A 22962-nucleotide genomic window follows, 5' to 3' on the forward strand; every position below is an offset into this window, starting at 1 on the left:
AGTAATGTGGCAAAACAAATTGAGGGCGATCAATTTCCATAGGGTCGGGGGTAAGGCTGAAGTAGGTTTTTCGCTCGGTAAATGTAAAAGACTTGGACGATCGCACCCCCCCGCCGAATCGGGACATCGGCAATTTTTTCGATGCTGCTGAAGTAGCCTTGGTATTTCGCCAACCCAGTTTTGCCCTGGAACCGCTCAGAGGTAATGTAGAGCGCGTCTCTACCAACCCACTCATTTGGCTTGGACCAAAAAGCAAAGCCGCGCAGATCTTCACATAAACAACCAATGGGTTTAGGTTCCAGAGGCTCTAAAGCCATCGCAATCTGTCCACCTAAGAAATAGCGATTGGTAAAGATAAAATCAGTCTCTTGCAAAGCCGCTCGTAGCGTGGGGTTGTCGGCGAAACCTCGACGTAACTGCTGCACATCTACTAGTTGTGTAGAGGAATCTTCCTTAGGAGACCACATTCCCCCCAAAAAAGCATAATTGCTGGTGGTTTGAGCAATGCCAAACGCCACATGCAGCAGCGCAATCAACATCAAAGTAATGATGGTAGTCCCAGACCCAACTAGCCAACGTTGAACGGCGCGCGGAGCTTGCTTCTGCCATAGAGCCGCTTGATAACCCAACAGTAAAGTGGCACCCCAAAATCCTGGCATCGGCCAAGTTGGCAAAATCTGCTGATAACCGCCAATCAAGGTAAACACCAAGATAACGGGCAAAGACATCCAAAGAATAAACCGCTGTTTGCTATGCAAATTGAGATCAATCCCAGATTTGCGTCGCCAAGGCTGCATAATTTGTTTGCCCGCCTGACGCAGCGTTACCCACCACAGAGGAAAGCCAAAGGTGGGAAATAGGTAAGCAACTCCGAGCAAAAAGGTACCGAGGAGAGCCAGTAGATCGTACTGATCCCTGGGAACTGCTCGCCCAGATTGGAACCGAAATGAAACCCAATCTCGCTGCCAATTCCACACAAGCATGGGGGAGAGAGTGACAGCAAACAACGCTAAACCAAGACCCATCCAAGGGGAAAAGAGGGCTGAGCGATGGCGATCGCTGGTTAAGCAAAACCCAACTAACCCGAACCCCAGTAGAAATCCGTGATACTTGCCTAAGCAGGCCAAACCGACCAAAACACTAATCAACGCCAATCGCCAACTGGGCCGATAGCTTTCCGGAACCCGAAAAAATTCCCCAGCAGCGACATAGAGGGTGGCTGCCCAGAAAAACATCAGCGGCGTGTCGGGCACAGTCAAAGTGCCAAAGCCTACCTGAAAGATCGGAATGGCAGTGGCGATCGCCAGGGTTAGGGTGGCCACTTGTGCAGAGAACAGCGTGGCACTAGTTAAGTACAAAAATATTAAGGCTCCGGTGTAAAGGAGCAACGTCCCAATCCGGATCGTGAACTGGGAAACTATCCCTGTAAGCCAAGGCCCAAACCCAGTGCTAAGAGCCACCAGCAGCGGATGGTCAAAATAGCTCCAGTCTGGGTGGAGCACATAAAGGTAGTAGTAAGCCTCATCAAAACCAGGATAGAGCCAAGCTGCAATCGTGGCTCGTACCAGCAATCCCCCAACTAGCAAAAAAACTACCCACTGATTCAACCGGGAAGTTAGCCACTTTTGTGCTGCCTGCATCATGGCTGACCTGTTTTGGAAACCCGAATCAGTTGATAAATTCCAGATTGAGCGATCGCCTGATATTGCGTAGGCTGCAAACCCGATCTGGTTAAAGCTCTTTGCGAAGTAATCACTAAGGCAGAAGCTGGAACAGTGGGTTGAGCGATCGCTTGCTGAATTTCGGGTGCGGCTGTTTCCGGGTTCATCAAGAAATTGACGGGTCGCTCTGTATAAAACACCAAACTAGGCTTGTGAAACCCGCGCACGATCATTAGTAGCGGTTCCTGGGGCTTTTCCGCCTGGACGGCAGCCGCCGCCATTTCTCTTAGGGGTAACTGCCGTTCCGCGTCCACAAGGAAGGACATAGGAGTCACGAACCAGAGCAGAAATGCCGCAAACCCAATCAAACTAACGCCCCAAAACCATTGTGCTTGCCGTTTTAGTAACAGGATAAGCCCAGCGATCGCGCTAATCCCCCAAATAATTGCGCCCCAACTTGCCAAGCCTGCCTGTTCCATGCGCGCGCCCAAATTAGGCATTGTAGGATCATCGCTCAACCAGTTAGGGCTATAGAAACAAGCGGCTGCTAGCAAAGCAAATAAACCGATCCCCGCGATTGTGCTGAGCTTTAAGCTGCGTGATTGTTGCTGCCCAATTTCCGCTTGGGCAATTTGCTCACTCCACCACAGCGCCACCAAAATCGCAGCAGCAGGCATGGAAGGCAGCACATAGCTGAAGTATTTCGTAGCAGCGATCGTAAAGAACCCTAAGACGACTGCAAACCAAACGCCAGCAAACAATCCTAAATGAGTTGAGCGGGGTTGCTGTTGCCAAGCTCGACGTTGCCAAAATTGCAGACGGGCGATCGCGGCTGGCAGAAACACGGACCAAGGCAAAAAGCCAACCAGCACAATCAAAAAGTGAAAATACCAGGGGCCGCTGTGCTCATTCACCACGCTGGTAAACCGTTCTACGTTGTGGTAGCCAAAAAACGAGTCAATGTAGGCTTGCCCGTTAGCCAAAATCACCAACACAAACCAAGGCACACTTAACCCTAAAACAATCAAAGCCCCCCAACCGAGTTTTACTTCTCGTAAAACTGCTTTGAAGTGACCGACGTAGAGCAGGAAAGCAGTGATGATCATCCCAGGCAATACTGCTCCCACAGGCCCTTTCGTCAGTACCGCCAGCCCAATCAGGACATAGAAAGTCAAATACCAGCGAGTTTGAATGTTGCGGTCCTCGGTATGGGCATATCCGAGAAAAAAAGCTAACAATGAGCCACTCATACAGAGGCTGAGCAACATATCCGAGTAGCCCGTCCGTCCAAAAAAGAACGTGTAGGGATGCAGCGCCACCATTGTGCCCCCTAGCCCAGCCGTCAGCCACAGTTGCCAATCTCGTCCAACGTCACTAGTCTGCTTCGGTGCTGTTGAAAACTCTAATGAGTGATCTGGTAGCTCTTGAGCCCTAGCTTTTGAGCATCTGTGAGGCCAGCCAAACTGACGCAGCGTATAAAAGCAAAAACAGCTCAAGGCAAATCCTGCCAAGGCTGAGGGAAGCCGAGCCGCCCATTCATTCACCCCGAAGGCTTTAAAGGCGATCGCCATCAGCCAATAAATCAGAGGCGGCTTATCAAAGCGAGGCACCTCATTAAAAAAGGGCGTAATCCAATCACCTGTCACCGTCATCTGGCGTGCAGCTTCCACAAACAGCGGCTCAGTTTCATCAATTAAGCCAATGCTGCCCAAGTGCCCAAAAAACGCAATCCAGCCAATCAACAGTAACCAAGCGATCGCTAAAGCACAAATGAGCGCTGAACGCTGCTTCTCGTCACGCTTCAACAAATCTGCAATACGGCGGCCCACACTCAATTTCATCCAAAATGTCAACAAGGCAATACTAGGGACGATAGAACTGGTTTTTAAGTTCTCCAGTATTATCATCCCATCCGTCAACCTAAGACTTCAGCTTCTCAAGCGATCGCAGACCGTAGCTGCCTGAGATTCACTCAAGATTGGCTCAACGTTGCAAGCTTAATTGCCACTCGGAGTTTTGGTCATTCCATAGGGGTTGGTCAGTTTCGCCGATGACATAAGGTCCCCAGTAACGGCGCGATCCATCTTGGGCGAACGCCACCAAAACATCTCCCTTTTTCAGTTGTAAACTTCCTTCTGGCAGGGACAAAGCTAAACCCTGAGCGCTGCCCTCGCCGGGAGCAAAATCCCAATGAGCCGGTTGGCCGTAGACGGGTGCCTTACCAGTAGGCGCTAAAGAAGCTTGAGCAGAGTTGGTTAGAGGTTGTTGCGCTAGCAGAGCGACCCGAACTGGATGATCGGTGGTGTTACTCACTCGCAAGCCGCCAGGATTAGGAGTCGCATTCAAGCGAGCCGGGCTACTGTTAGCAGCAACTTGGGTTGGAGCTGTACCCTGCTGAACGCGGGGATCAGCCTCCGGAGAGGACACAATAGGATTACCTGTAGTCGATCGCATGGCGACTTCAGTAGCTGACTTCTGAGTGAGTGGAACGGCTCCTAAGATCACAGAGGCATCTGGTCCTACAGGACTAATCGAAATCCCTACTTCCAGCCAACCCAAAGCTAAAGCCGCTGCGCCCAAAACTAACCCTGTCCCCGCGATCGCAGCTATCGGATAGGCGATCGATTTCATCTGCTTGTTCACTTGCCCCCGCTCCATGGTGTGCCCCCTACCCCAGTCATCGAAAACTCTTACGTTGGAATTTATTACGCCACTAAACGCTGCAACACGCATGCCGCAAATTCATACCATCCACCTCACTCCCCTGTTTCAGGCAATCTGCACCTGCACAGGAGTTATATACTTTGTCACTAAGATATTTTTTTGAGATTCTGCCGCATCACCCTTTTGGAGCCTGCGTCATTTATGCAAAACACCCGCCTAAACAACCTCGTAGATGGAGTGCTAGGTCAGTTGGGACGGTGGTTGCGTAACCCTTGGCGACGGCTATCGCTGCTGGTAATCAGCGTTCTCTTCGGTATCTTCCTCGGCACCGCCATTCCAACTACAACTGGACAAGCAGCCACATGGGACATTGTCGCAGCCGCAATCTTGATGGCGTTGACAGAAGCAATTAGCCGAATTGTTTACAGCAATCGTCGGGGGGCAACGCAATCACTGCTGCTAGAAGCCTTGAACGCCACTAAGCTTGGCTTAATTTATGGCATGTTCATTGAGGCTTTCAAGATTGGCAGTTAAATCGAATTAGTCATGCTTAAAGGTATGCAGCCATCAGATTCATCCTTGAACCTCATTCTGCAAAACTGGGCGATGGGACAAGCACCAACCCCGGTCCTTCAGCAGCAACTAGAGACTTGGCTTTTAGCAGACTCATTGAGAGCGAAAGCCTTTGGCATCAACTCTACCAATGTCAGCCAGACTGTCAAGGTGCGATCGCACCTGTTTCAAGGTGTTTATCCAGCGATCCAACAGTTTTGTCAGCACACCTTTTGCCTGGAATCTGAGTTTCTAGTTCCTTTATGGAATTTATGGCTGCCCTTAGCTTTAGAGTTGGCAGTAAGCCATCAAGCGTTAGGCCGCCCCTTCATCCAGGGAATTTTGGGTGGACAGGGAACAGGCAAGACTACTCTAGCTACGATCTTGACCTTGCTACTTAGCCACTTAGGGTATCGCACCCTTAGTTTTTCGCTCGACGATCTGTACAAAACTTATCCAGATCGGCTACGCCTAAGAGCTGAAGACCCTCGCCTCACTTGGCGTGGCCCACCGGGAACTCACGATGTGGATTTAGGTTGCATGGTTTTAGACCAGCTATGCCATACTGACCCGTCCGCTTCGATTCAAGTTCCTCGGTTTGATAAATCTGCGTTTAATGGAGCAGGGGACAGAACCGTACCAGAGGTAGTCAAGGATGTGGCAATTGTGCTGTTTGAAGGTTGGTTTGTCGGGGTTCGCCCGATTGACCCAGCAGCATTTGCTACCGCACCATCTCCGATTGTAACCGAAGCAGATCGTGAGTTTGCGCGAGATATGAACGCAAAACTGCAAAATTATTTACCGCTCTGGTCAAGACTCGATCGCTTGATGGTGCTGCATCCTACTGATTACCACTTAAGTCAACAATGGCGACGGCAAGCCGAACACCAAATGATTACGGCTGGCAAAAGCGGCATGAGCGATCGCGAAATTGATCAGTTTGTCGAATATTTCTGGAAGGCGCTGCATCCTGAGCTATTTATCCAACCCCTAACGCGCGATCGCCGTTACGTTGATTTAGTAGTTGAAGTTAACCCCGATCATTCACCTGGAACTATTTATCGACCTCAAGACCTCGCTCCTGAAAGTCAAAGTGTTACTGAGGCTTAACCCCGTTCACACCTACCTCGGCAAGTAACAATCTGTGAAGCGATCGCCAAAATGATCTTCAGGGAAGATTGCTTTCTTTTCCCTGGCTTCTAAGCTGCCACTCAAACCGAGCCATTAGACAGCAGCAGTCACAGAGCTTAATTTGAGCCTTGATCCCCGCCATCGCAAAAGGTCTCAAGTTTCGGGTGGAGAGCGCGATCTCTGGAGGTAAAATCTGAAAGAGCGATCGCCTTTGCTGACAAATCTAAAAAGCTGCTTTAACTCACTATCATTTTGAGATTAGGAGAAGAGAAGTGACGTCTGAATCTATAAACTGTGCCGAAGCTTGTAAGAACGGTTGTGTCCTTGGGGATCGATGCCCAAACTTGGAGTACAAGGAGGCAGCAACAAAGTTTATAGCCAATAACTCACTCGATAAAATGCTAGAAATTGCCGAGGAACGTGCCCGCAGGAGAGTGAGTGAGCCACCTCAATGGGTTTTCCCAGATTTCCCAACAGAATAATTTCTGATTTTGAGAGTTCAAAAAGGCGATCGCTTTGAGTGTAGAGGAGCGATCGCCTTTCTTACTTAATCGCTTTTTAAGGAGTTGGCTCTACTGCCTGGTAAACCGTTTTCCAGGATTGAACAGTGCCCTTACCAATTTTATTTTTGACCGTCGAGCCGTTACCCGCCAAAGTAACTCTGATTACAACTTCCTCGTCAGGGGCGCTTCGTAAGGCTTTTGCCAACTCAGGGGTCACTGTAAATGTACTATCTTCGCCCTCTAGCTTGAAGACCTGACTCCCTAACTTAATTTCTAGCGCTTTGCCAACTAGAGACGAGTCCATCACATTGTTACAAGTTAAAAACCCACAAGAGCTAGTCTTCTTGTAAGGGAATACAGCAATTTTTGTTGGGGTCCATTGGGTGACGACACCCGACTCTCGCCCAGTCCAAAAAGCGCTGCCAGAGTGGCTCTTGTCAAATACAGCTAAATACTCACCATCAAACTGATCGCGTACTATCACAGGTTCTGACCAAGGAATTTCTGCTTTCGGCGATCGCCAGTCTTGATCAACGTTGACCACTTGCAGATTTGCCTTATTAGTCGCTGCATAACTGTTAGTGCTTTGTGAAGGCGTTCCTTGACCTACGCACTGAGAATTTTGTGGAGATTTGCGGCACAAGACATCTGTTGCGGTCCCAGCCATCGCTCCTTGTGGCCCTGTAGTGAGTAATAAAGCACCCACACTAGCACCCAACAAAATCAAGCTTGATGCCTTTAAAACATCCATGTTGCTCACTGTAGTTTCCCTGATTGCAAATTTGTGAATTCGTGATCAGTACCTACTAGCTCTGCTAAGAGAATTACGCAAATTTCAATTCCCTCGGCTAAAAGGAGCCTAACTGTGGCAATCTGAGAGGTAGAGAGAAACACTTATTTGTCTTGGTCTAGAAGCCAGCCATCAGCGTATGCAAACCCTGCCCACGCCACCTACCACCTCCGATCCCTCCAGCCAAACCTTTGTTGACACCACCATCCAGCGGCGCAAAACTCGCCCTGTCCAGGTTGGGAATGTCACGATCGGTGGAGGTGCCCCAGTCGTCGTGCAATCGATGATTAACGAGGACACCCTGGATATTGAGGGTTCAGTTGCCGCGATTCGCCGCCTCCACGAAATCGGCTGCGAAATTGTGCGGGTAACGGTGCCTAGTTTGGCCCATGCTTACGCGCTCAAAGACATTAAACAGAAATTAGCAGAAACTTATCAAGCTGTGCCTCTGGTGGCTGATGTGCACCACAACGGCATGAAGATTGCCCTGGAAGTGGCCAAGCACGTCGATAAAGTCCGAATTAACCCAGGGCTGTACGTGTTTGAGAAGCCGAAGAGCGATCGCACCGAATACTCCCAAGCAGAATTTGATGAAATCGGAGCCAAAATTCGCGAAACCCTAGAGCCGCTCGTAATTTCTTTACGAGATCAAGGCAAAGCCATGCGGATTGGAGTCAATCATGGCTCTTTGGCTGAGCGTATGCTATTTACCTATGGCGATACCCCCGAAGGCATGGTGGAATCCGCGATCGAGTTTCTTCAGATCTGTGAGTCGCTAAACTTCCATAACCTGGTCATTTCTCTCAAGGCTTCACGGGTTCCGGTCATGGTGGCCGCCTACCGCCTCATGGTGAAGCGGATGGATGAGTTGGGCATGAACTATCCCCTTCACCTGGGAGTGACTGAAGCGGGGGATGGCGAATATGGTCGGATCAAGTCCACCGCTGGCTTAGCGCCACTTCTGGCAGACGGCATCGGCGATACCATTCGCGTCTCGATCACAGAAGCCCCCGAAAAAGAGATTCCAGTTTGTTACAGCATTCTGCAAGCTTTGGGTTTGCGGAAGACGATGGTGGAGTATGTCGCCTGTCCTTCCTGCGGTCGTACCCTGTTTAATCTTGAAGAAGTTCTCCACAAAGTTCGCGAAGCAACCAAGCACCTCACAGGACTAGATATTGCCGTGATGGGCTGCATTGTCAACGGGCCTGGCGAAATGGCAGACGCTGACTATGGCTATGTCGGCAAGCAACCTGGCTATATTTCTCTGTACCGAGGTCGGGAAGAAATCAAGAAAGTTCCGGAAGATCAAGGGGTGACAGAGTTAATTAATTTGATCAAAGCGGATGGTCGGTGGGTTGATCCTTAAATCAGGCATGGATTTTCTTCTTGGGTTGAGGCTTGCGAAATAAAGTTGTTATAGTCTTTCTATTGGCAAGGCTTTAGATTGAAAACCAATGAGATTCAGTCTGAGTCCTGAGGGTGTGAGGTTCTAACCAAAGCTGCTCGGTTAGACAGATTTCTTCAGCACAAATGCACGCTGTACCTTTTCCAGACCAATCCCTTCCAGCTCAGTAGGCGTATGGACATGACAAAACGCGGGCTTGTTTTAGGTGCAACAGCAGTTGCACTCACTGCTGTCAGCATCACTGGAGCTGGCATTCATCTATCTAAAAGTCAAGCCTTTTTTCGCGAAAGTCCTAAAGAAATAGTTGACGAAGTCTGGCAGATCATCGATCGCACCTATGTAGACGGTACGTTCAATCGGGTTGACTGGAAGGCAGTTCGCAGCCAGTACCTAAACCGCTCCTACAGCAATAAAGAGGAAGCCTACAAGTCCATCCGGGAAATGCTCAAGCAGCTGAACGATCCCTACACCCGGTTCATGGACCCGACTGAGTTCCGGAACATGCAGATTGATACGTCTGGTGAACTGACTGGCGTGGGTATTCAGTTGTCTCAGGATGAGAAAACCAAGAAGCTGGTGGTTGTGGCTCCGATTGAAGATACACCTGCGGCTAAAGCTGGAGTGCTTGCCAAGGACACAATTCTCAGAATTGATGGAAAGAGCACCGAAGGGATGGATGTTGATAAGGCTGTGACCTTGATTCGCGGTCCTGTTGGTTCTCAAGTCACCCTGACCGTTTTGAGGGGAAAAGAGGAATTAGAGTTTCGGCTGAAGCGCGATCGCATTGAAATCCACCCAGTCAAATACACCACTCAACAAGCGCCCAATGCCAATGTTGGCTATATTCGTTTGTCCCAATTTAGCCAAAATGCTTCCTTGGAGATGCGAAAAGCCATTCAAGATCTAGAGCAAAAGCAGGTGGATGGCTACATTCTGGATCTGCGCTCTAATCCCGGTGGTCTGCTCTACTCCAGTATTGAAATTGCCCGCATGTGGTTAGACGACGGCGCGATCGTCTCTACGGTCAATCGACAAGGCGAAACAGACCGGGAAAAAGCCAATCGTCGCGCTCTGACAGATAAACCCCTAGTTGTTTTGGTAGATGGGGGTTCCGCTAGCGCTAGCGAAATCCTGTCCGGCGCTTTGCAAGACAATGACCGAGCCGTTTTGGTGGGGACGCAAACCTTTGGTAAGGGCTTAGTTCAGTCAGTGCGAGGTCTGGGCGATGGTTCGGGTTTAGCGGTGACAATTGCCAAATACCTCACGCCTGACGGTGTTGATATTAACAAGCATGGTATTGCTCCTGATGTGGTCATCGAACTCAGCGATACTCAGCGAGAAGAACTGAGTCGCGATCGCGATAAGGTAGGCACTGAAGCCGATCCGCAATACGCCAAAGCCTTAACAGTTCTGACCCAAAAAGTTGCAGCTCAAAAAGGTACCCGTGCAGAATCTAGCACGCGGTAAGCAATAGGGTGAGTCACGGCTCACCCTAAATCAGCTTCTAGTTCTTGGCTTTAGACGGGTTGACACTTGCCCGCACGAATTAGACCCACTCGGCGGGCGATCGCTTCAGTCTGCGATTTGAATGGTCCCCATTGTGGCGCTAAATCTGTAGACTGTGCTTGAGATTGCTTGGCTTCAATCTGAGCCGCAGACCAAACCTCACAAGACCCATTAGATTGCTTGACGACAAACCAAGCTTCTTCGTCACTCATCCAGACCCTCCCAGTTAGCTCCAGTGGACCGTCATCAAAACATGCATGCCATCCACTATAGGCTAGGCTGTTTGACATGCGTGAAGTCCCGTACACGCTGTAGATAAGTTTCTGGGTCTTCCATCATCGGAAAATGAGCAGTGCTAGGAATGAGCGAATATTCTACTTTCTCATTCAAGTCGGCTGCCTGCTGCCCCATTGACGCCGGAATGATGATGTCATGCTCCCCTGCAATCAATAAAGTAGGGACCGTTAACTTAGTAAACTCCCGCGGCATCACTTCTGTTGCTTTTTTGCTCACTGAAGTAAAAATGGTTCCAAGCGCAGCTTTGTAGTCAGCTAAGAGAAAATCCTCTAAAAAAGCTTGGCTAATGGCATCTGGTAAAGGTTTGTGTAAGAACCGCGCCATAAACATGCGGTTGGCAAAAGGAATTTTAGCCAACCAACGGGGGCGGAACTTAACGACATAGCCGCCGAAGCGATAAAAAGCACTAAACGCTTTTTCATCGTATTCAAAGATGCCACTACAGGTCAGAATTGCCCGCTCTACAAACTGTGGGTAAAGATTCAAGAAAAAGACCGCGATCGAAGCTCCCATCGAGTGAGCATTCAGATAAACTCGCTCTAATCCCAGCGCTCGCAGTAAAGCAGCTAGGTCATCCGCATAGCTTTCCAGTTCATAGATTAAGTCTTCAGTGCTCTCAGCTGCTTGCAGCAGTTCTGTTTCAGCTGTCACTGTCTTGTCTACACTTTGCTGTAAAGTTGCTTGTTGATTTTCTGCGCCTGGTTGCTGATCAGCAGGTAAACAGGAACGACCAAACCCTCGGAGATCGTAGAGGAGACAATCGAACGTATCTGAGAGCGCTTGAGCTGTACTTTCCCAATACCGCGCCGAACCACCCCAACCATGCACAAAAACCATAATTGGCTTTCCAGAGGTCTTAGAGTGGTCCGACGTACCAATCCACTCATAGTAGTGATTAACACCACGAATTGGAATATAAGGCATTGCTAAGCAGGTTTTAAACTCCAGATTGAGATTACAGGTTTTTGGCTAAAAAACCTACTACTCAAGCTGCCACATCGCTTGGCTGCACTAACTACGCAGATTCAGGCTTAGGCAAGGACGAGGGATGTAGCAATAGCTCGGCGGTTGAGCGCTTCTCCACCATCTCTTTGGTAATCGTGCAGCGTGTCACATCCTTGCGGGAGGGTAGCTCGTACATCACATCTAGCATCAGTTCTTCCACAATACCCCGCAGCGCCCGTGCCCCAGTCTTGCGACGATAGGCTTCTTGAGCGATCGCCCGCACAGCTTCTTGCTTAAACTCCAACTGGACATTGTCCATCTTCAGCAACTTCTGGTACTGCTTCACCAGAGCATTGCGAGGCTCAGTCAGAATCTCAGATAGGGCATCTTCATCCAGCGGATCGACCACTGCCACCATGGGTAAGCGGCCAATAAATTCTGGAATCATGCCGAACTTGACTAAGTCATCTGGCTCCAAGTGGCGCAGGATATCTGCGGTTCGCTTATCTTTCGATTGACCGTCGCCTGCTTGAATAAAGCCAATCGATTTCTTGCCAATCCGCTGCTCCACGGTTTTGTCAAGACCAACGAAAGCTCCACCACAAATAAACAGGATGTTGCTAGTGTCAATCTGGATGCAATCTTGATAGGGATGCTTACGGCCTCCTTGAGGAGGTACATTCGCAACTGTTCCCTCTAGCATCTTCAGCAACGCCTGTTGCACCCCTTCACCGGAAACATCACGGGTGATCGAGGGGTTCTCGCTTTTACGGGCGATTTTATCAATTTCATCAATGTAGATAATGCCTCGCTGGGCTTCTTCTACATCCAGATCTGCCACTTGTAGCAAGCGCAGTAGAATATTTTCGACATCCTCACCGACGTACCCTGCTTCGGTTAGCGTTGTGGCATCAGCGACCGCAAAAGGCACATCCAGAATCTCTGCCAACGTTTGAGCCAGCAGAGTCTTGCCACACCCAGTAGGACCAATCAGCAGAATGTTAGATTTTTGCAATTCTACAGGGTCGTCAGTCGGCTTAGCACTTCCCTTAGCTTGAATGAAGCTGAGGCGTTTGTAGTGGTTATACACTGCGACAGATAGCACTTTCTTGGCTTCATCTTGACCGATGACGTGCTCATCTAGGTGTTTTTTAATTTCCCGAGGCTTAGGAATCTGAGTCAGCGAGAGACTAGAAGCACGAGTGCGTCGCTTCTCTGCCGGTTGCTCACGCCGAGGAGTTGGCTGAGGAGCTGCTGCACTAGAGTCAAACAGTTCCTCATCCAGAATTTCGTTACACAAGTCGACACACTCATCGCAAATGTAGACTCCTGGTCCGGCAATCAATTTGCGAACCTGCTCTTGAGACTTGCCACAGAAGGAACATTTCAGATGGGAGTCGTACTTAGACATAACTGCCTCATGATTTCAGTGCGGTGACAGCCTCTCCCGGAAGGGGAATGTTCTGCCTAGAAATAACTTGATCAATTAAACCGTAGTCTTTTGCTTCAACTGCCGACATAAAGAAGTCGCGCTCAGTATCCGCTTCAATCCTCTCTAAAGGCTGATTTGTATGACCAGCCAATAGCTCATTCAGCTTGCGCTTGTGATACAGAATTTCTTTGGCTTGAATTTCAATGTCAACAGCTTGACCTTGCGCTCCACCTAGCGGTTGGTGGATCATAATCCGGGAACTAGGCAGTGACATGCGCTTGCCTGGGGCTCCGCCTGAGAGTAAAAAGGCTCCCATGCTAGCAGCCAATCCAAAACACATAGTCACAACATCTGGGCCAATATGCTGCATGGTGTCATAGATTGCCATACCAGCCGTGACGGAACCACCTGGCGAGTTGATGTAAAGCTGAATATCTTTCTCTGGATCTTCTGCTTCTAGAAACAGGAGTTGAGCCACGATGGAATCAGCGACCGCGTCATCAACTGGCGTTCCTAGGAATACAATGCGCTCCCGCAAGAGCCGTGAGTAGATGTCAAACGCCCGCTCACCCCGACCAGATTGTTCCACTACCATCGGGATGACGTTGCTGGGGCCAGTAGAAGCAACGTCTAGCAAGTTCAGGCTGCTGATAGGGGAGTAAAGGGACTGAGATACCAACATAGGGGCTAAGAACTGAAGTTCAGGACTGTGACATCAACCAAACAGTTCGAGCGTTTATTTACGGACCTTTAGGAGCACACACTCTTGAGGAAAGTCGTAACGCTTGTATCTGTTATATGCGATCATTATGCCTCAACTCATCTAAGACTGGCTGTAGGTGAGGGAGAAATGCACGAGAAACCCGCTTAATTACGGCTAGGTAGCTAACCAGTCATTCTATCGGCTAGAGCCGTAGAGTGAGTTTAAAGTGATCGCTCCCTCAAGAAAATTTACGTAAGACTACTCACTAGCCTCTGTTTCTGCTGGAGCAGCAGTTTCCGGTTCATCTGTAACCTCTGCTGAAGCTAGCTCCTCGCTTTCTTCACTCTGAGTGAGAGAACCTTCGGGTACAAGTTCAATCGTGGAGCGCTCTTCTAGCCACTTGAGGATTTTTTCTTTCAACAAATCTTCTTCAACCACGGTTCGCAAACGATCGTGGTCGATGTCTCGATCGCTATACTGCTCCATGACTTCTTTGATACGAGTCTCGATCGCCTCAGGTTCGACCTGAATGGACTCCCGCTTCGCTACTTCGCCTAGAGCCAGTGTGCGCTTGATCCGAGTAACGGCTTCGGGCTGCGATCGCTCTCGCAATTGAGGAATCATGTCTTGGGTGAACAGCCGCTTGATATCCAGCCCTTGGTTTTGTAACTCGATCGCGGTTTGGGTCAACATGTAGTCAACTTCGCGATCGATCAAGGTCATGGGCAAATCAACCTCAATTTGCTTCAGCAACTCACTGATGATCGCTTGTTCCTTATTCGCGTCGGTTTTGCTGTCAGCCTTCTTTTGGAAATTGGATTCGATCGAAGCACGTAACTCTGCCAAAGTTTGGAACTCACTCACTTCTTGAGCAAAGTCATCATCCAAGGCTGGCAGTTCCTTTTCCTTCAGCTCTTTTACTGTGATGGTAAAGACAGCTGGTTTATCCGCCAAATCAGCTTGCGGATAATCCTCTGGGAACTTGACTGAGACTTCTCTGGTTTCCCCTGGATTCATGCCGACCATGCCGTCGATAAAACCAGGAATGAATCGGCCTTCCGACAACTCGACCTGGAAGTCTTCAGCTTGTCCGCCAGGGATTTCAGCGGCTTCTTCTTCAGCGCCTTCTTCAGCTACTATGCGACCAGAAAAGTCTACTACAGCTGTATCACCCAGCTGGGCAGCGCGGCCTTCAACTGGAATCAGAGTTGCTAATTCAGCCCGACGCTCTTCTAAAACTTTATCGACTTGCTGAGGGTCGTACTCTGCTTTTTCTGCCTGAACGTTAAAGCCAGTGTATTGGTCTAGCTTCACTTCTGGTTGAACATCTACAGCAGCAGAGAAAGTGAGGACAGAACCAGGTTCATACTGTTGCACCAAGTCTTCAAATGAAGAGCGCAACTGGAAGTTACCGATCGCATCGATTTTTTCTTGTTCAACGGCTTGACGGACACCGTTTTGAACCAACTCTTCTAGTGCCGCAGCCTTCATGCGACTAGAACCAAAGCGCTGAATCAATACTTGACGAGGAACTTTGCCTTTCCGAAACCCAGGGATATTAGCCGAGCGAGTAAACTCTTGCAGGACCTGCTCGTAGGCTTTCTTGGACATGTCTGGTGGAATTTCGATTTCCAAACCAATCTGACTGGCGGGAAGTTTTTCCTGGGTAACTTTCATTGGCTCTGCAGTTTTTAGACAACTAAACTTTCTGGTTCAACAGGGATTGAGGTTTGTGATACAGTGCCCTAAAGCACAGGTCTCCTTGAGCAATCCCTGACATTAAAGGTCAGCCCCTGGCCCAGCAACAACTTGATTACTGTAGGCATTAAGTACTCCGGGCATACTCAGGGCGATCGGTATGACTTAGCTTTCACAGGACTAATCACCTGCTCTGTCACTTAACCAAAGGTCAGAGCGAAAGAGCTCAGTTCAGCAATTCGGGGAAATTTCGCTTAACTGCAATTAGCTATCCTAACCGATCCTAACCAGCCATGAACGAGATGAATTAAATTTGATCTAAAGTTCATCTGGGCTGTTCTTTGGCAGAGTAGCACTCAAAGGCACCCAATGACTTTAGTGCTCTTGCCCCTCAATCTAGTGCCCGTATTGTTACAGCTAGCTTTGCTCAGCAGCGATCGCCCCCCAGAGCACAAAGTTAAGCGGATAAAACCCAGTCTTATGCGAAGATCTTAGTTGAGGAGTGCTGAAACTCCTGCTTAGACAAGGTGAGCTATTTTTCAGTACGAACAAAATCCGTTAAGATGTTGAAACCTCAATTTTTGAGGCTTATCACTAAGAAAACCTCTAAATTCATGATTTAACCTCATCTGATAAATCTTAAACAAAAGAAAATCTTATAAAAAGCCTTGTGAACTAGCAGATCCAATAGCTAAAAATCCAGCAAAGTTAGCCAACCGACTCTTAGATTTACCTGTAAAGACTTAGCTCTAACCTTATATTTCTTCAAATATTTTTTATTCAATCGCAAAAATTATCGGTATCACAGGAGGCAATTAATTTGGGTCAGTCTTATAAAGTCGCTATTTTGGGAGCAACGGGTGCAGTTGGGACAGAACTCATTGAGTTGTTGCAAAGTCGCCAATTTCCAGTTTCCGAGCTGAAGCTACTGGCTTCTCCCCGGTCGGCTGGGCGCACCCTTACCTTTCAAGGCGAAGAATTACCCATCGAAGCCGTCGGCGAAAATTCGTTTGCCAATGTAGATTTAGTTCTGGCTTCCGCTGGAGGTTCGATCTCTAAAGCTTGGGCACCCAAGGCAGTGGCAGCAGGAGCAGTCGTGATTGACAACTCCAGTGCTTTTCGTATGGACCCCCAAGTGCCATTGGTCGTTCCAGAGGTTAATCCGGACGCTGCTGCTAGGCACCAAGGCATCATTGCCAATCCCAACTGCACTACTATCTTGATGTCAGTTGCCATTTGGCCATTGCACCAAATTCAACCCATTAGACGGGTTGTGGCAGCTACTTACCAATCTGCCAGTGGCGCGGGTGCCCGGGCAATGGAAGAAGTTAAAGCTCAAGCCCAAGCAATCTTGCAAGGTGAAACTCCTACTAGTGACGTTTTTCCTTACCCGCTAGCTTTTAACTTATTCCCGCACAACTCTAAGCTGACTGATCAGGGTTACTGCGAAGAAGAGTTAAAGATGGTGCATGAAACTCGCAAAATCTTTGGTGCTCCTGAGCTAAGAATCACGGCAACTTGCATACGGGTTCCCGTACTCCGGGCTCACTCAGAAGCGATTAACCTAGAGTTTGACGCACCTTTTGATGTGGCTCAGGCTAGAGAATTGTTGAGTCAAGCGCCTGGGGTCAAATTAGTTGAAGATTGGCAAGCTAATTATTTCCCGATGCCTATTGAAGCGAGTGGCCGTGACGAAGTTTTGGTGGGTCGAATTCGTCAAGACTTGTCTCATCCCTGTGGGTTAGAACTTTGGTTGAGCGGAGACCAGATTCGCAAAGGAGCGGCTCTCAATGCAGTGCAAATTGCTGAATTACTGGTTGCAAGAAATCTGCTTCAGCCTGCGGCTCCTGTCTTAGCGACTTGATGAGGACAACTGCTGACTCACAGCTAAAAATTCCTGACCTATTCATCATGAGGAGAAGTTGAAAGAGCGTGGTAGATTTTGGACGCGTTCTCACTGCGATGCTCACGCCATTTAAAGCAGATGGCACTGTTAATTATTCTGTTGCAGAGCAACTAGCAGCTTATCTAGCCGATAATGGAACAGATACGCTGGTTGTGTGTGGCACTACAGGCGAATCTCCGACTCTCAGTTGGGATGAGGAGTACGAGCTGTTTCAGGTAGTGCAAAAAGCTGTTTCAGGCAAAGCTAAGGTAATGGCAGGCACTGGCTCGAATTCTTCCCAGGAAGCGATCGCTGCCACCCAAAAAGCCGAGAAGCTAGGCTTAGACGGGTCTTTACAGGTTGTGCCTTACTACAATAAGCCACCCCAGGAAGGGCTCTACCAACACTTTAAGGCGATCGCACAAGCAAGTCCTGATCTACCTTTAATGCTCTATAACGTGCCAGGTCGGACGGGCCAGAACCTACAACCCGAAACCGTGGCCCGCTTAGCTGACATTCCTAATATTGTGGCAATCAAGGAAGCCAGTGGTAACGTAGATCAAGCCAGTCAAATTCGACGATTGACCCCTCCAGAATTTACAATGTATGCAGGGGATGACTCCTTGACCTTACCTTTGCTCGCTGTAGGAGCTAAAGGTGTTGTTAGTGTGGCCAGCCACATCGTTGGCCCAGAACTGCAACAAATGATCCAAGCGTTTGAACAAGGACAAGTTCAGGCAGCCACACAAATTCACCTGCGCCTCATTCCTTTATTTAAGGCTTTGTTTTTGACGACAAATCCAATTCCTGTCAAGGCAGCTATGAAACTTCGAGGTTGGGAGGTAGGCCCTTCCCGGCTACCGCTCTGTGATCCACCCACCGATGTTGTCGCAGCCTTGAAGACTGTTCTCGCTGAGTTGGCTCTGCTCTAGCATCCTGGCTGAGTTGAGTAGGGCAATCGCCCTGAAGTTTCTAGACAACTAAATATTCTAACCACACCCTCTCTGAATCACTGTAGTTCTAGCAAATGTCTTGATATTCCATTACTCCCTTTGAGCAAGGCTATTTCTTGACAAACATTTGATTCTAGAAAAGTTTTTGACCCGCCATGAGCCTCCAGTGCAGTTAGCCATTTTTTCGACTTTGCACCGCTTTACTGGCCTATTCATCAACTCTTTTGCCTTAACTACACATTCGTAAAAAACTCGTACTAAGGATACACATGACTCAAACTCAATCAGCTCCTGCTCTCAAAGTTATTCCTTTAGGTGGCCTCCATGAAATTGGCAAAAACACCTGCGTTTTTGAAATCAATGATGAGATTCTGCTGCTAGACGCTGGATTGGCTTTCCCGACCGATGGCATGCATGGTGTCAATATCGTCTTGCCCGACACCACTTACCTGCGGGAAAATCGCCACAAAATTAAAGGCATGATCGTGACTCACGGTCACGAAGACCACATTGGCGGTATTGCTTTTCACCTCAAGCAGTTTGACATCCCTGTCATTTATGGCCCTCGCCTAGCCATGGCTTTGCTAGAAGGCAAGTTAGAAGAAGCAGGTGTTGCCGACAGAACTGAATTGCGTACCGTTCGTCCTAGAGATATGGTGCGGATCGGTTCGTCCTTCTTTGTAGAATTTATTCGCAACACCCACTCGATCGCCGACAGCTATACCGTAGCCCTACACACCCCTGTAGGTGTAGTGATACACACAGGTGACTTCAAATTTGACCACACACCCGTAGACGGCGAGCATTTTGATATCCAAAAGCTAGCTGAGCATGGTGAGAAAGGCGTTCTTTGTCTGATCAGCGACTCTACCAACTCTGAGGTGCCTGGATTCACCGCTTCTGAGCGCTCTGTCTTCCCGAACTTAGATCGCGTTTTCAGCCAAGCAGAAGGTCGGTTACTCGTTACTACCTTTGCTTCATCTGTGCATCGCATCAACATGATTTTGGAGTTGGCCAAGAAACGTAACCGCTTTGTTTCGGTGATTGGCCGTTCCATGCTGAACGTGATTGCTCATGCGCGAAATTTGGGTTACATCAAGTGTGAAGATAGTTTATTCAAGCCGCTTCAAGAAATCCGACATTTACCTCCCGAGCAGGTACTGATCTTGACAACCGGGTCTCAAGGCGAACCTATGTCTGCCATGACTCGAATTGCTAACGGCGAACATAACCAAATCAAGGTGCGCCCCGGCGATACGATTGTGTTCTCTGCCAACCCCATCCCTGGTAACACGATCGCTGTGGTTAACACGATTGATAAGTTGATGATCCAGGGGGCCAAGGTGATCTATGGTCGCGAGCAGGGGATTCACGTCTCTGGTCATGGTTGCCAAGAAGACCAGAAACTAATGATCGCCCTAACTCGGCCTAAGTTCTTCTTGCCCGTACATGGCGAGCACCGAATGCTAGTTAAGCATTCTCAAACGGCTCAAAGCATGGGCATTCCCGCCGAAAATATGGTCATCATCAATAACGGTGATGTGGTTGAAGTGGCTCCGGATAGCATTCAAGTTGCGGGCAAGGTACCTTCTGGGATTGAGCTAGTGGATCGGGCTGGAGTCGTCAATGCAAACGTCCTCCAAGAGCGTCAGCACCTAGCTGAAGATGGTGTTGTCACCGTGGCTGCTACGGTTGGTTGGGATGGCAAATTGTTAACTCAGCCGGAAGTACATCTGCGTGGCGTGGTTACCACCCTGGAGCGATCGCTGCTGCAAAAGCTGATTAACCGAGCCATTGAGAGCGTGTTGAGCGATCGCTGGCGGGAATTTGTACAGTCTCTAGAAGACGATCAAATTGAAGTGGATTGGGTAGGATTACAAGCGCAGATTGAGTCAGCCGTACAGCGGTTGCTACGACGTGAGTTGCAAAGCAAGCCACTTTTGGTCTTCCTGATGCAAAATCCTGAGAAGCCACCCGCAAAAATCACCACAAATCGTCGGCGCTCCACTGCCAAAGTAGCTTCCTAGAAGCTGGCCGTTATTTTGCGAGCGGGCGGCTGAGTCGTAGCACTGCATAAAACTACAATTGCAAACCTAAGTAGAGATAGGCGAGGAACGTGCTTCCCCTATCTCTTTTTTTATAGCAGTCCATTTTGGTGATGACCGTCATAGACGTATCCTTACGGAAGTCACTGAACTAGAGAGAGGACATTCACAAAACTTCCGTGAAATCGCTCACTCAGGATTGTCCGGATCTTAGACACAATAGCAGTGTTGGAATAGATGAAAGCCCAACTTCAGTTAAGCGCTCCTTCAGTTTTCTCAAAGTCTACTCAACCATTTCCCAGCCGATCCGATATTTCCCGTTGAGGGGCTGTAGCTGCAAGCAGGGTTCCATACCATCTACTAATTCACAGGAAAGGCAGTATGAATACTTCTGAATGCACATCCGAAAATTTGGCCCTGGTTAGCTGGACTTGGCTCTCTTCCAGTCAAGACTCTGAAACGACAGCAAGCCCTCTACGCCCCCCTGCAAAAGCTAAATTTGATTTTTGGCAACCTATGCGTCAATGGCTAGAGCAAGTCGAAGTTGCGACTCCAGCCCTAGCTCATCGGCTTTGCCAACTCATCCCTTCTCAGTGCCCCTTTGAGCGTGACGTTAAACTGTTTGGTCGCACTTTGTTTCATATTCCTCCCATGTGCAAACTCAATCCTTTATATGAGGAAGTGGTAGGTCTACGGTTCCGAGCGCTTTGCTACTTGGCAGACAAATGTGGTGAAGATGTAACGCGCTACTGTTAGTCATCCAGTAGGCAGTCGAGCGATCGCAGGCCTTCGGCAAAGAATTAGAGCTGCTGCATCCACTCAACGCTAACTGTTTATATAGGATTGTTATCCAATTAAAACCTTGGCTGCAAGAAGAGCCGAAATGATTTTGAGACAGAGATACCCAAGTCTCATTTAACCCATAGATTTAACTAGTTGATTCTTTAGACCGCTACAAAAGATCAACACCGAAATCTGTAAATCCATTAGACTTTTCGTCATCACACAATAGTCTGCAATAAGCTATTGAATTAGCGAGGCAAAACCTTATGTTTTTGCTTATTTAAATCTTTCCTAAACCTAAATGTTTTAGTTCTCATTACTTTTACTCTAATAGCTGAAAATCTCAATTCCTAAAGCTAGCTCAACTATTTTCAGTTAACCTCGCTCATTTCATGCAGCCTGAATTGAAGTCAGGCTCAATAGCTGAAGCTGTCACAAGCCTTGCAGAGTAAGTATTTAAAGCTTCGTAACGCTCAAAACTGTTAGGTACTCTCACAGCAGTAAATTTTAGTTTCACCGTCTTGCTTCTAGAATCGGGGACGCTATATTGATAAGTGAAGCAATTAAGCTTCCCTGGCAGATTTAACAGCCAAGTGTCCATTCAGCAAGAGGTAAAAAGCGCTGTTTTTACAAAATCTGTCTCGCATCGTCGCAACAGCACTCAAGTGTGATACTGATACTTCCTCATCAATTGGCTAATTGGGAGCTCTGGCGTTGATTGTGAATTAATTCAATCAAAGCAACTCTGCCCATAATCGATGAACCAGAGGAAGTTACTCAGTGAAGGCTTGGGTGTTGTTGTCGTTTAAACTTTCTGTTATTGTCGTTATCTTTATAGAAATTCCAGCCAATAGGTAAACGCGTATCATGGCCATTATTGCCCTGAAAGCCTGGTACCTCCAGCAGTATGAGCCGATTCGAGAACTGGAGAAACGTCCCCATGATTTACGCCTAAGTAAAAATAGCCTACTGAAATCTGGTTTGCGAGCTGACTTCTTAGAAGACTCTGAAGAAGTCAAACGCTCTGCTTGGTTTCAGCGCTACCTAGAAGGGGAAACTATCGAGTTTTACATCGAAGGGAGTGGTGGCTACGCGATCTCGAATATTGATCTAATTAGTCACGAAATTTACTTCACCAAGCAAGAAGTGATGGCTCATCTGGAGCCAACCATTTTTCTCTGCTACCAAACCGAGTACAACCAATCCAGTGATGTCTTGCGAGACGCACTCCAAGACCTAATTGAAAAACTAAATCGGCGATCGCGCTTACCCCTGAGCTTAGAAGAGTCCCATCGCCTGACAGAAGGACCAGTGCGGCTCAGCAGTACCTTGATGCGAAAAATTCGCCAGAGCTTGCTTTTTGTCGCTGACAGCACCCCCATCACTAAAATTAGCGCTGAACCACCGCAGTTGATTCCGAGCCCTAAGGTTTGTGTTGAAGTTGGTTATGCCCTGCAAAGCAAGCGCACCGAACAGATCCTTTTGGCTCAAATGGACCGCTCCGATTTGCCAGGGCAGTTTCCCTTCGATTTACCCAGCCAGAATCGCTTAGTGTTTAAGGACGCTAAAGACTTAAGCAAAGCTTTACCCAGCTTGGTAGAAACTCAGTTACAGCGATTCAGCTTGCTCTCGTAAATCTAGCTTTCTAACAAGTCTTCGCAAGGAATTGTCGATTTTCGCCGATTCAGAGCCCATAATAATGTCGGTGTATTCAGGATAGTTTCGACAGTATGCCTAGAACCCCGAATGAGTTCATTGTTCACCTCCTATTTGATGGAGGCCATCGGGAAGAAGTCCGTTTCCCTACCATTCAAGAATTCCAAAAGTGGTACAGCGGCGAGCTAGTGCCCAAATCCTCGTCTGATGACTTCATCAGTGTCCCGATCAAAAATATTCAGGGCGAGTACATGGTGGCTCGACCCTCGCGGATTATAGCGATTCGAGTGGAACCGGTGTTCAATTCTAGCGTCGAGCGATACTAGCTCGTTAGATTCTTTATTCCACTCAAC

Annotated in this window: 19 protein-coding genes; 10 read left to right on the forward strand and 9 right to left on the reverse strand. The window is 48.5% G+C overall.

What is annotated here, in order from left to right; translation table 11 throughout:
• Positions 1-29: 29 nt before the first annotated feature.
• The 3 genes from NDA01_RS10035 to NDA01_RS10045 all read right to left on the reverse strand — a co-directional run bounded on the left by NDA01_RS10035 (position 30) and on the right by NDA01_RS10045 (position 4304).
• Positions 30-1643 (reverse strand): ArnT family glycosyltransferase, encoded by a 1614-nt coding sequence (locus NDA01_RS10035; protein WP_242065623.1) that lies wholly within the window; start codon positions 1641-1643, stop codon positions 30-32.
• On the reverse strand, positions 1640-3502 hold the full coding sequence (locus NDA01_RS10040) for an ArnT family glycosyltransferase (protein WP_348227841.1): 1863 nt from the start codon (positions 3500-3502) through the stop codon (positions 1640-1642). Before NDA01_RS10040 ends, NDA01_RS10035 begins: the two co-directional genes overlap by 4 nt.
• A 142-nt stretch (positions 3503-3644) precedes the next feature.
• The gene (locus NDA01_RS10045; RefSeq protein WP_348227842.1) at positions 3645-4304 is read right to left on the reverse strand and encodes a hypothetical protein; all 660 of its coding nucleotides are present in this window, start codon (positions 4302-4304) and stop codon (positions 3645-3647) included.
• Between the two features lie 222 nt (positions 4305-4526).
• Between NDA01_RS10045 and NDA01_RS10050 the strand changes: the two genes are divergently transcribed.
• Together NDA01_RS10050 and NDA01_RS10055 are read left to right on the forward strand one after the other, a co-directional pair.
• Positions 4527-4859: a DUF565 domain-containing protein gene (locus tag NDA01_RS10050; protein WP_190555393.1), complete on the forward strand. Its 333-nt coding sequence runs from the start codon at positions 4527-4529 to the stop codon at positions 4857-4859.
• 24 nt (positions 4860-4883) lie between these two features.
• On the forward strand, positions 4884-5987 hold the full coding sequence (locus NDA01_RS10055) for a glycerate kinase (RefSeq protein WP_348227843.1): 1104 nt from the start codon (positions 4884-4886) through the stop codon (positions 5985-5987).
• Positions 5988-6566: 579 nt separating this feature from the next.
• On the opposite strand, the gene NDA01_RS10065 is transcribed toward NDA01_RS10055, so the two are convergent.
• Positions 6567-7262, reverse strand: coding sequence for a hypothetical protein (locus NDA01_RS10065; protein ID WP_348227845.1), 696 nt, complete (start codon positions 7260-7262; stop codon positions 6567-6569).
• Positions 7263-7440: 178 nt separating this feature from the next.
• Between NDA01_RS10065 and ispG the strand changes: the two genes are divergently transcribed.
• Together ispG and ctpC are read left to right on the forward strand one after the other, a co-directional pair.
• Positions 7441-8667 carry a (E)-4-hydroxy-3-methylbut-2-enyl-diphosphate synthase gene (gene ispG, locus NDA01_RS10070; protein ID WP_190562722.1) on the forward strand — a complete coding sequence of 409 codons (1227 nt, stop codon included), beginning with the start codon at positions 7441-7443 and terminating at the stop codon, positions 8665-8667.
• A gap of 219 nt (positions 8668-8886) precedes the next feature.
• Positions 8887-10173, forward strand: coding sequence for a carboxyl-terminal processing protease CtpC (gene ctpC, locus NDA01_RS10075; protein ID WP_431193362.1), 1287 nt, complete (start codon positions 8887-8889; stop codon positions 10171-10173).
• Positions 10174-10223: 50 nt separating this feature from the next.
• Here the strand turns inward: ctpC and NDA01_RS10080 are convergent, their stop codons facing one another.
• The 5 genes from NDA01_RS10080 to tig form a co-directional block, all read right to left on the reverse strand.
• Entirely contained in the window at positions 10224-10424 is a 201-nt protein-coding gene (locus tag NDA01_RS10080) for a hypothetical protein (protein WP_190555390.1), read from the reverse strand.
• Positions 10425-10479: 55 nt separating this feature from the next.
• The gene (locus tag NDA01_RS10085) at positions 10480-11433 is read right to left on the reverse strand and encodes an alpha/beta fold hydrolase (protein WP_348227846.1); all 954 of its coding nucleotides are present in this window, start codon (positions 11431-11433) and stop codon (positions 10480-10482) included.
• Between the two features lie 91 nt (positions 11434-11524).
• Positions 11525-12865, reverse strand: coding sequence for an ATP-dependent protease ATP-binding subunit ClpX (clpX, locus tag NDA01_RS10090; RefSeq protein ID WP_190562716.1), 1341 nt, complete (start codon positions 12863-12865; stop codon positions 11525-11527).
• 7 nt (positions 12866-12872) lie between these two features.
• Positions 12873-13568, reverse strand: a complete 696-nt coding sequence (gene clpP, locus NDA01_RS10095; protein WP_190438383.1) for an ATP-dependent Clp endopeptidase proteolytic subunit ClpP — start codon at positions 13566-13568, stop codon at positions 12873-12875.
• A 279-nt stretch (positions 13569-13847) separates the two neighbouring features.
• Positions 13848-15266 (reverse strand): trigger factor, encoded by a 1419-nt coding sequence (gene tig, locus NDA01_RS10100; RefSeq protein WP_348227847.1) that lies wholly within the window; start codon positions 15264-15266, stop codon positions 13848-13850.
• Between the two features lie 841 nt (positions 15267-16107).
• Here tig and NDA01_RS10105 point away from each other — a divergent pair.
• The 6 genes from NDA01_RS10105 (at position 16108) to NDA01_RS10130 (ending at position 22935) form a co-directional block, all read left to right on the forward strand.
• A complete protein-coding gene (locus NDA01_RS10105; RefSeq protein ID WP_348227848.1) occupies positions 16108-17151 on the forward strand; it encodes an aspartate-semialdehyde dehydrogenase in 1044 nt (347 codons plus the stop codon).
• Between the two features lie 68 nt (positions 17152-17219).
• The gene (gene dapA, locus NDA01_RS10110; RefSeq protein ID WP_348227849.1) at positions 17220-18104 is read left to right on the forward strand and encodes a 4-hydroxy-tetrahydrodipicolinate synthase; all 885 of its coding nucleotides are present in this window, start codon (positions 17220-17222) and stop codon (positions 18102-18104) included.
• Between the two features lie 290 nt (positions 18105-18394).
• Complete coding sequence (locus tag NDA01_RS10115) at positions 18395-20152, forward strand: ribonuclease J (protein WP_348227850.1); 1758 nt, start codon at positions 18395-18397, stop codon at positions 20150-20152.
• Positions 20153-20551: 399 nt separating this feature from the next.
• Complete coding sequence (locus tag NDA01_RS10120; RefSeq protein WP_190438362.1) at positions 20552-20926, forward strand: Mo-dependent nitrogenase C-terminal domain-containing protein; 375 nt, start codon at positions 20552-20554, stop codon at positions 20924-20926.
• A gap of 894 nt (positions 20927-21820) precedes the next feature.
• Complete coding sequence (locus tag NDA01_RS10125) at positions 21821-22588, forward strand: hypothetical protein (protein WP_190555382.1); 768 nt, start codon at positions 21821-21823, stop codon at positions 22586-22588.
• 95 nt (positions 22589-22683) lie between these two features.
• Positions 22684-22935, forward strand: a complete 252-nt coding sequence (locus NDA01_RS10130; RefSeq protein ID WP_190438355.1) for a hypothetical protein — start codon at positions 22684-22686, stop codon at positions 22933-22935.
• Positions 22936-22962 lie beyond the last annotated feature (27 nt).

It is taken from the genome of Trichocoleus desertorum AS-A10 (assembly GCF_039962155.1).
Lineage (GTDB): Bacteria > Cyanobacteriota > Cyanobacteriia > FACHB-46 > FACHB-46 > Trichocoleus.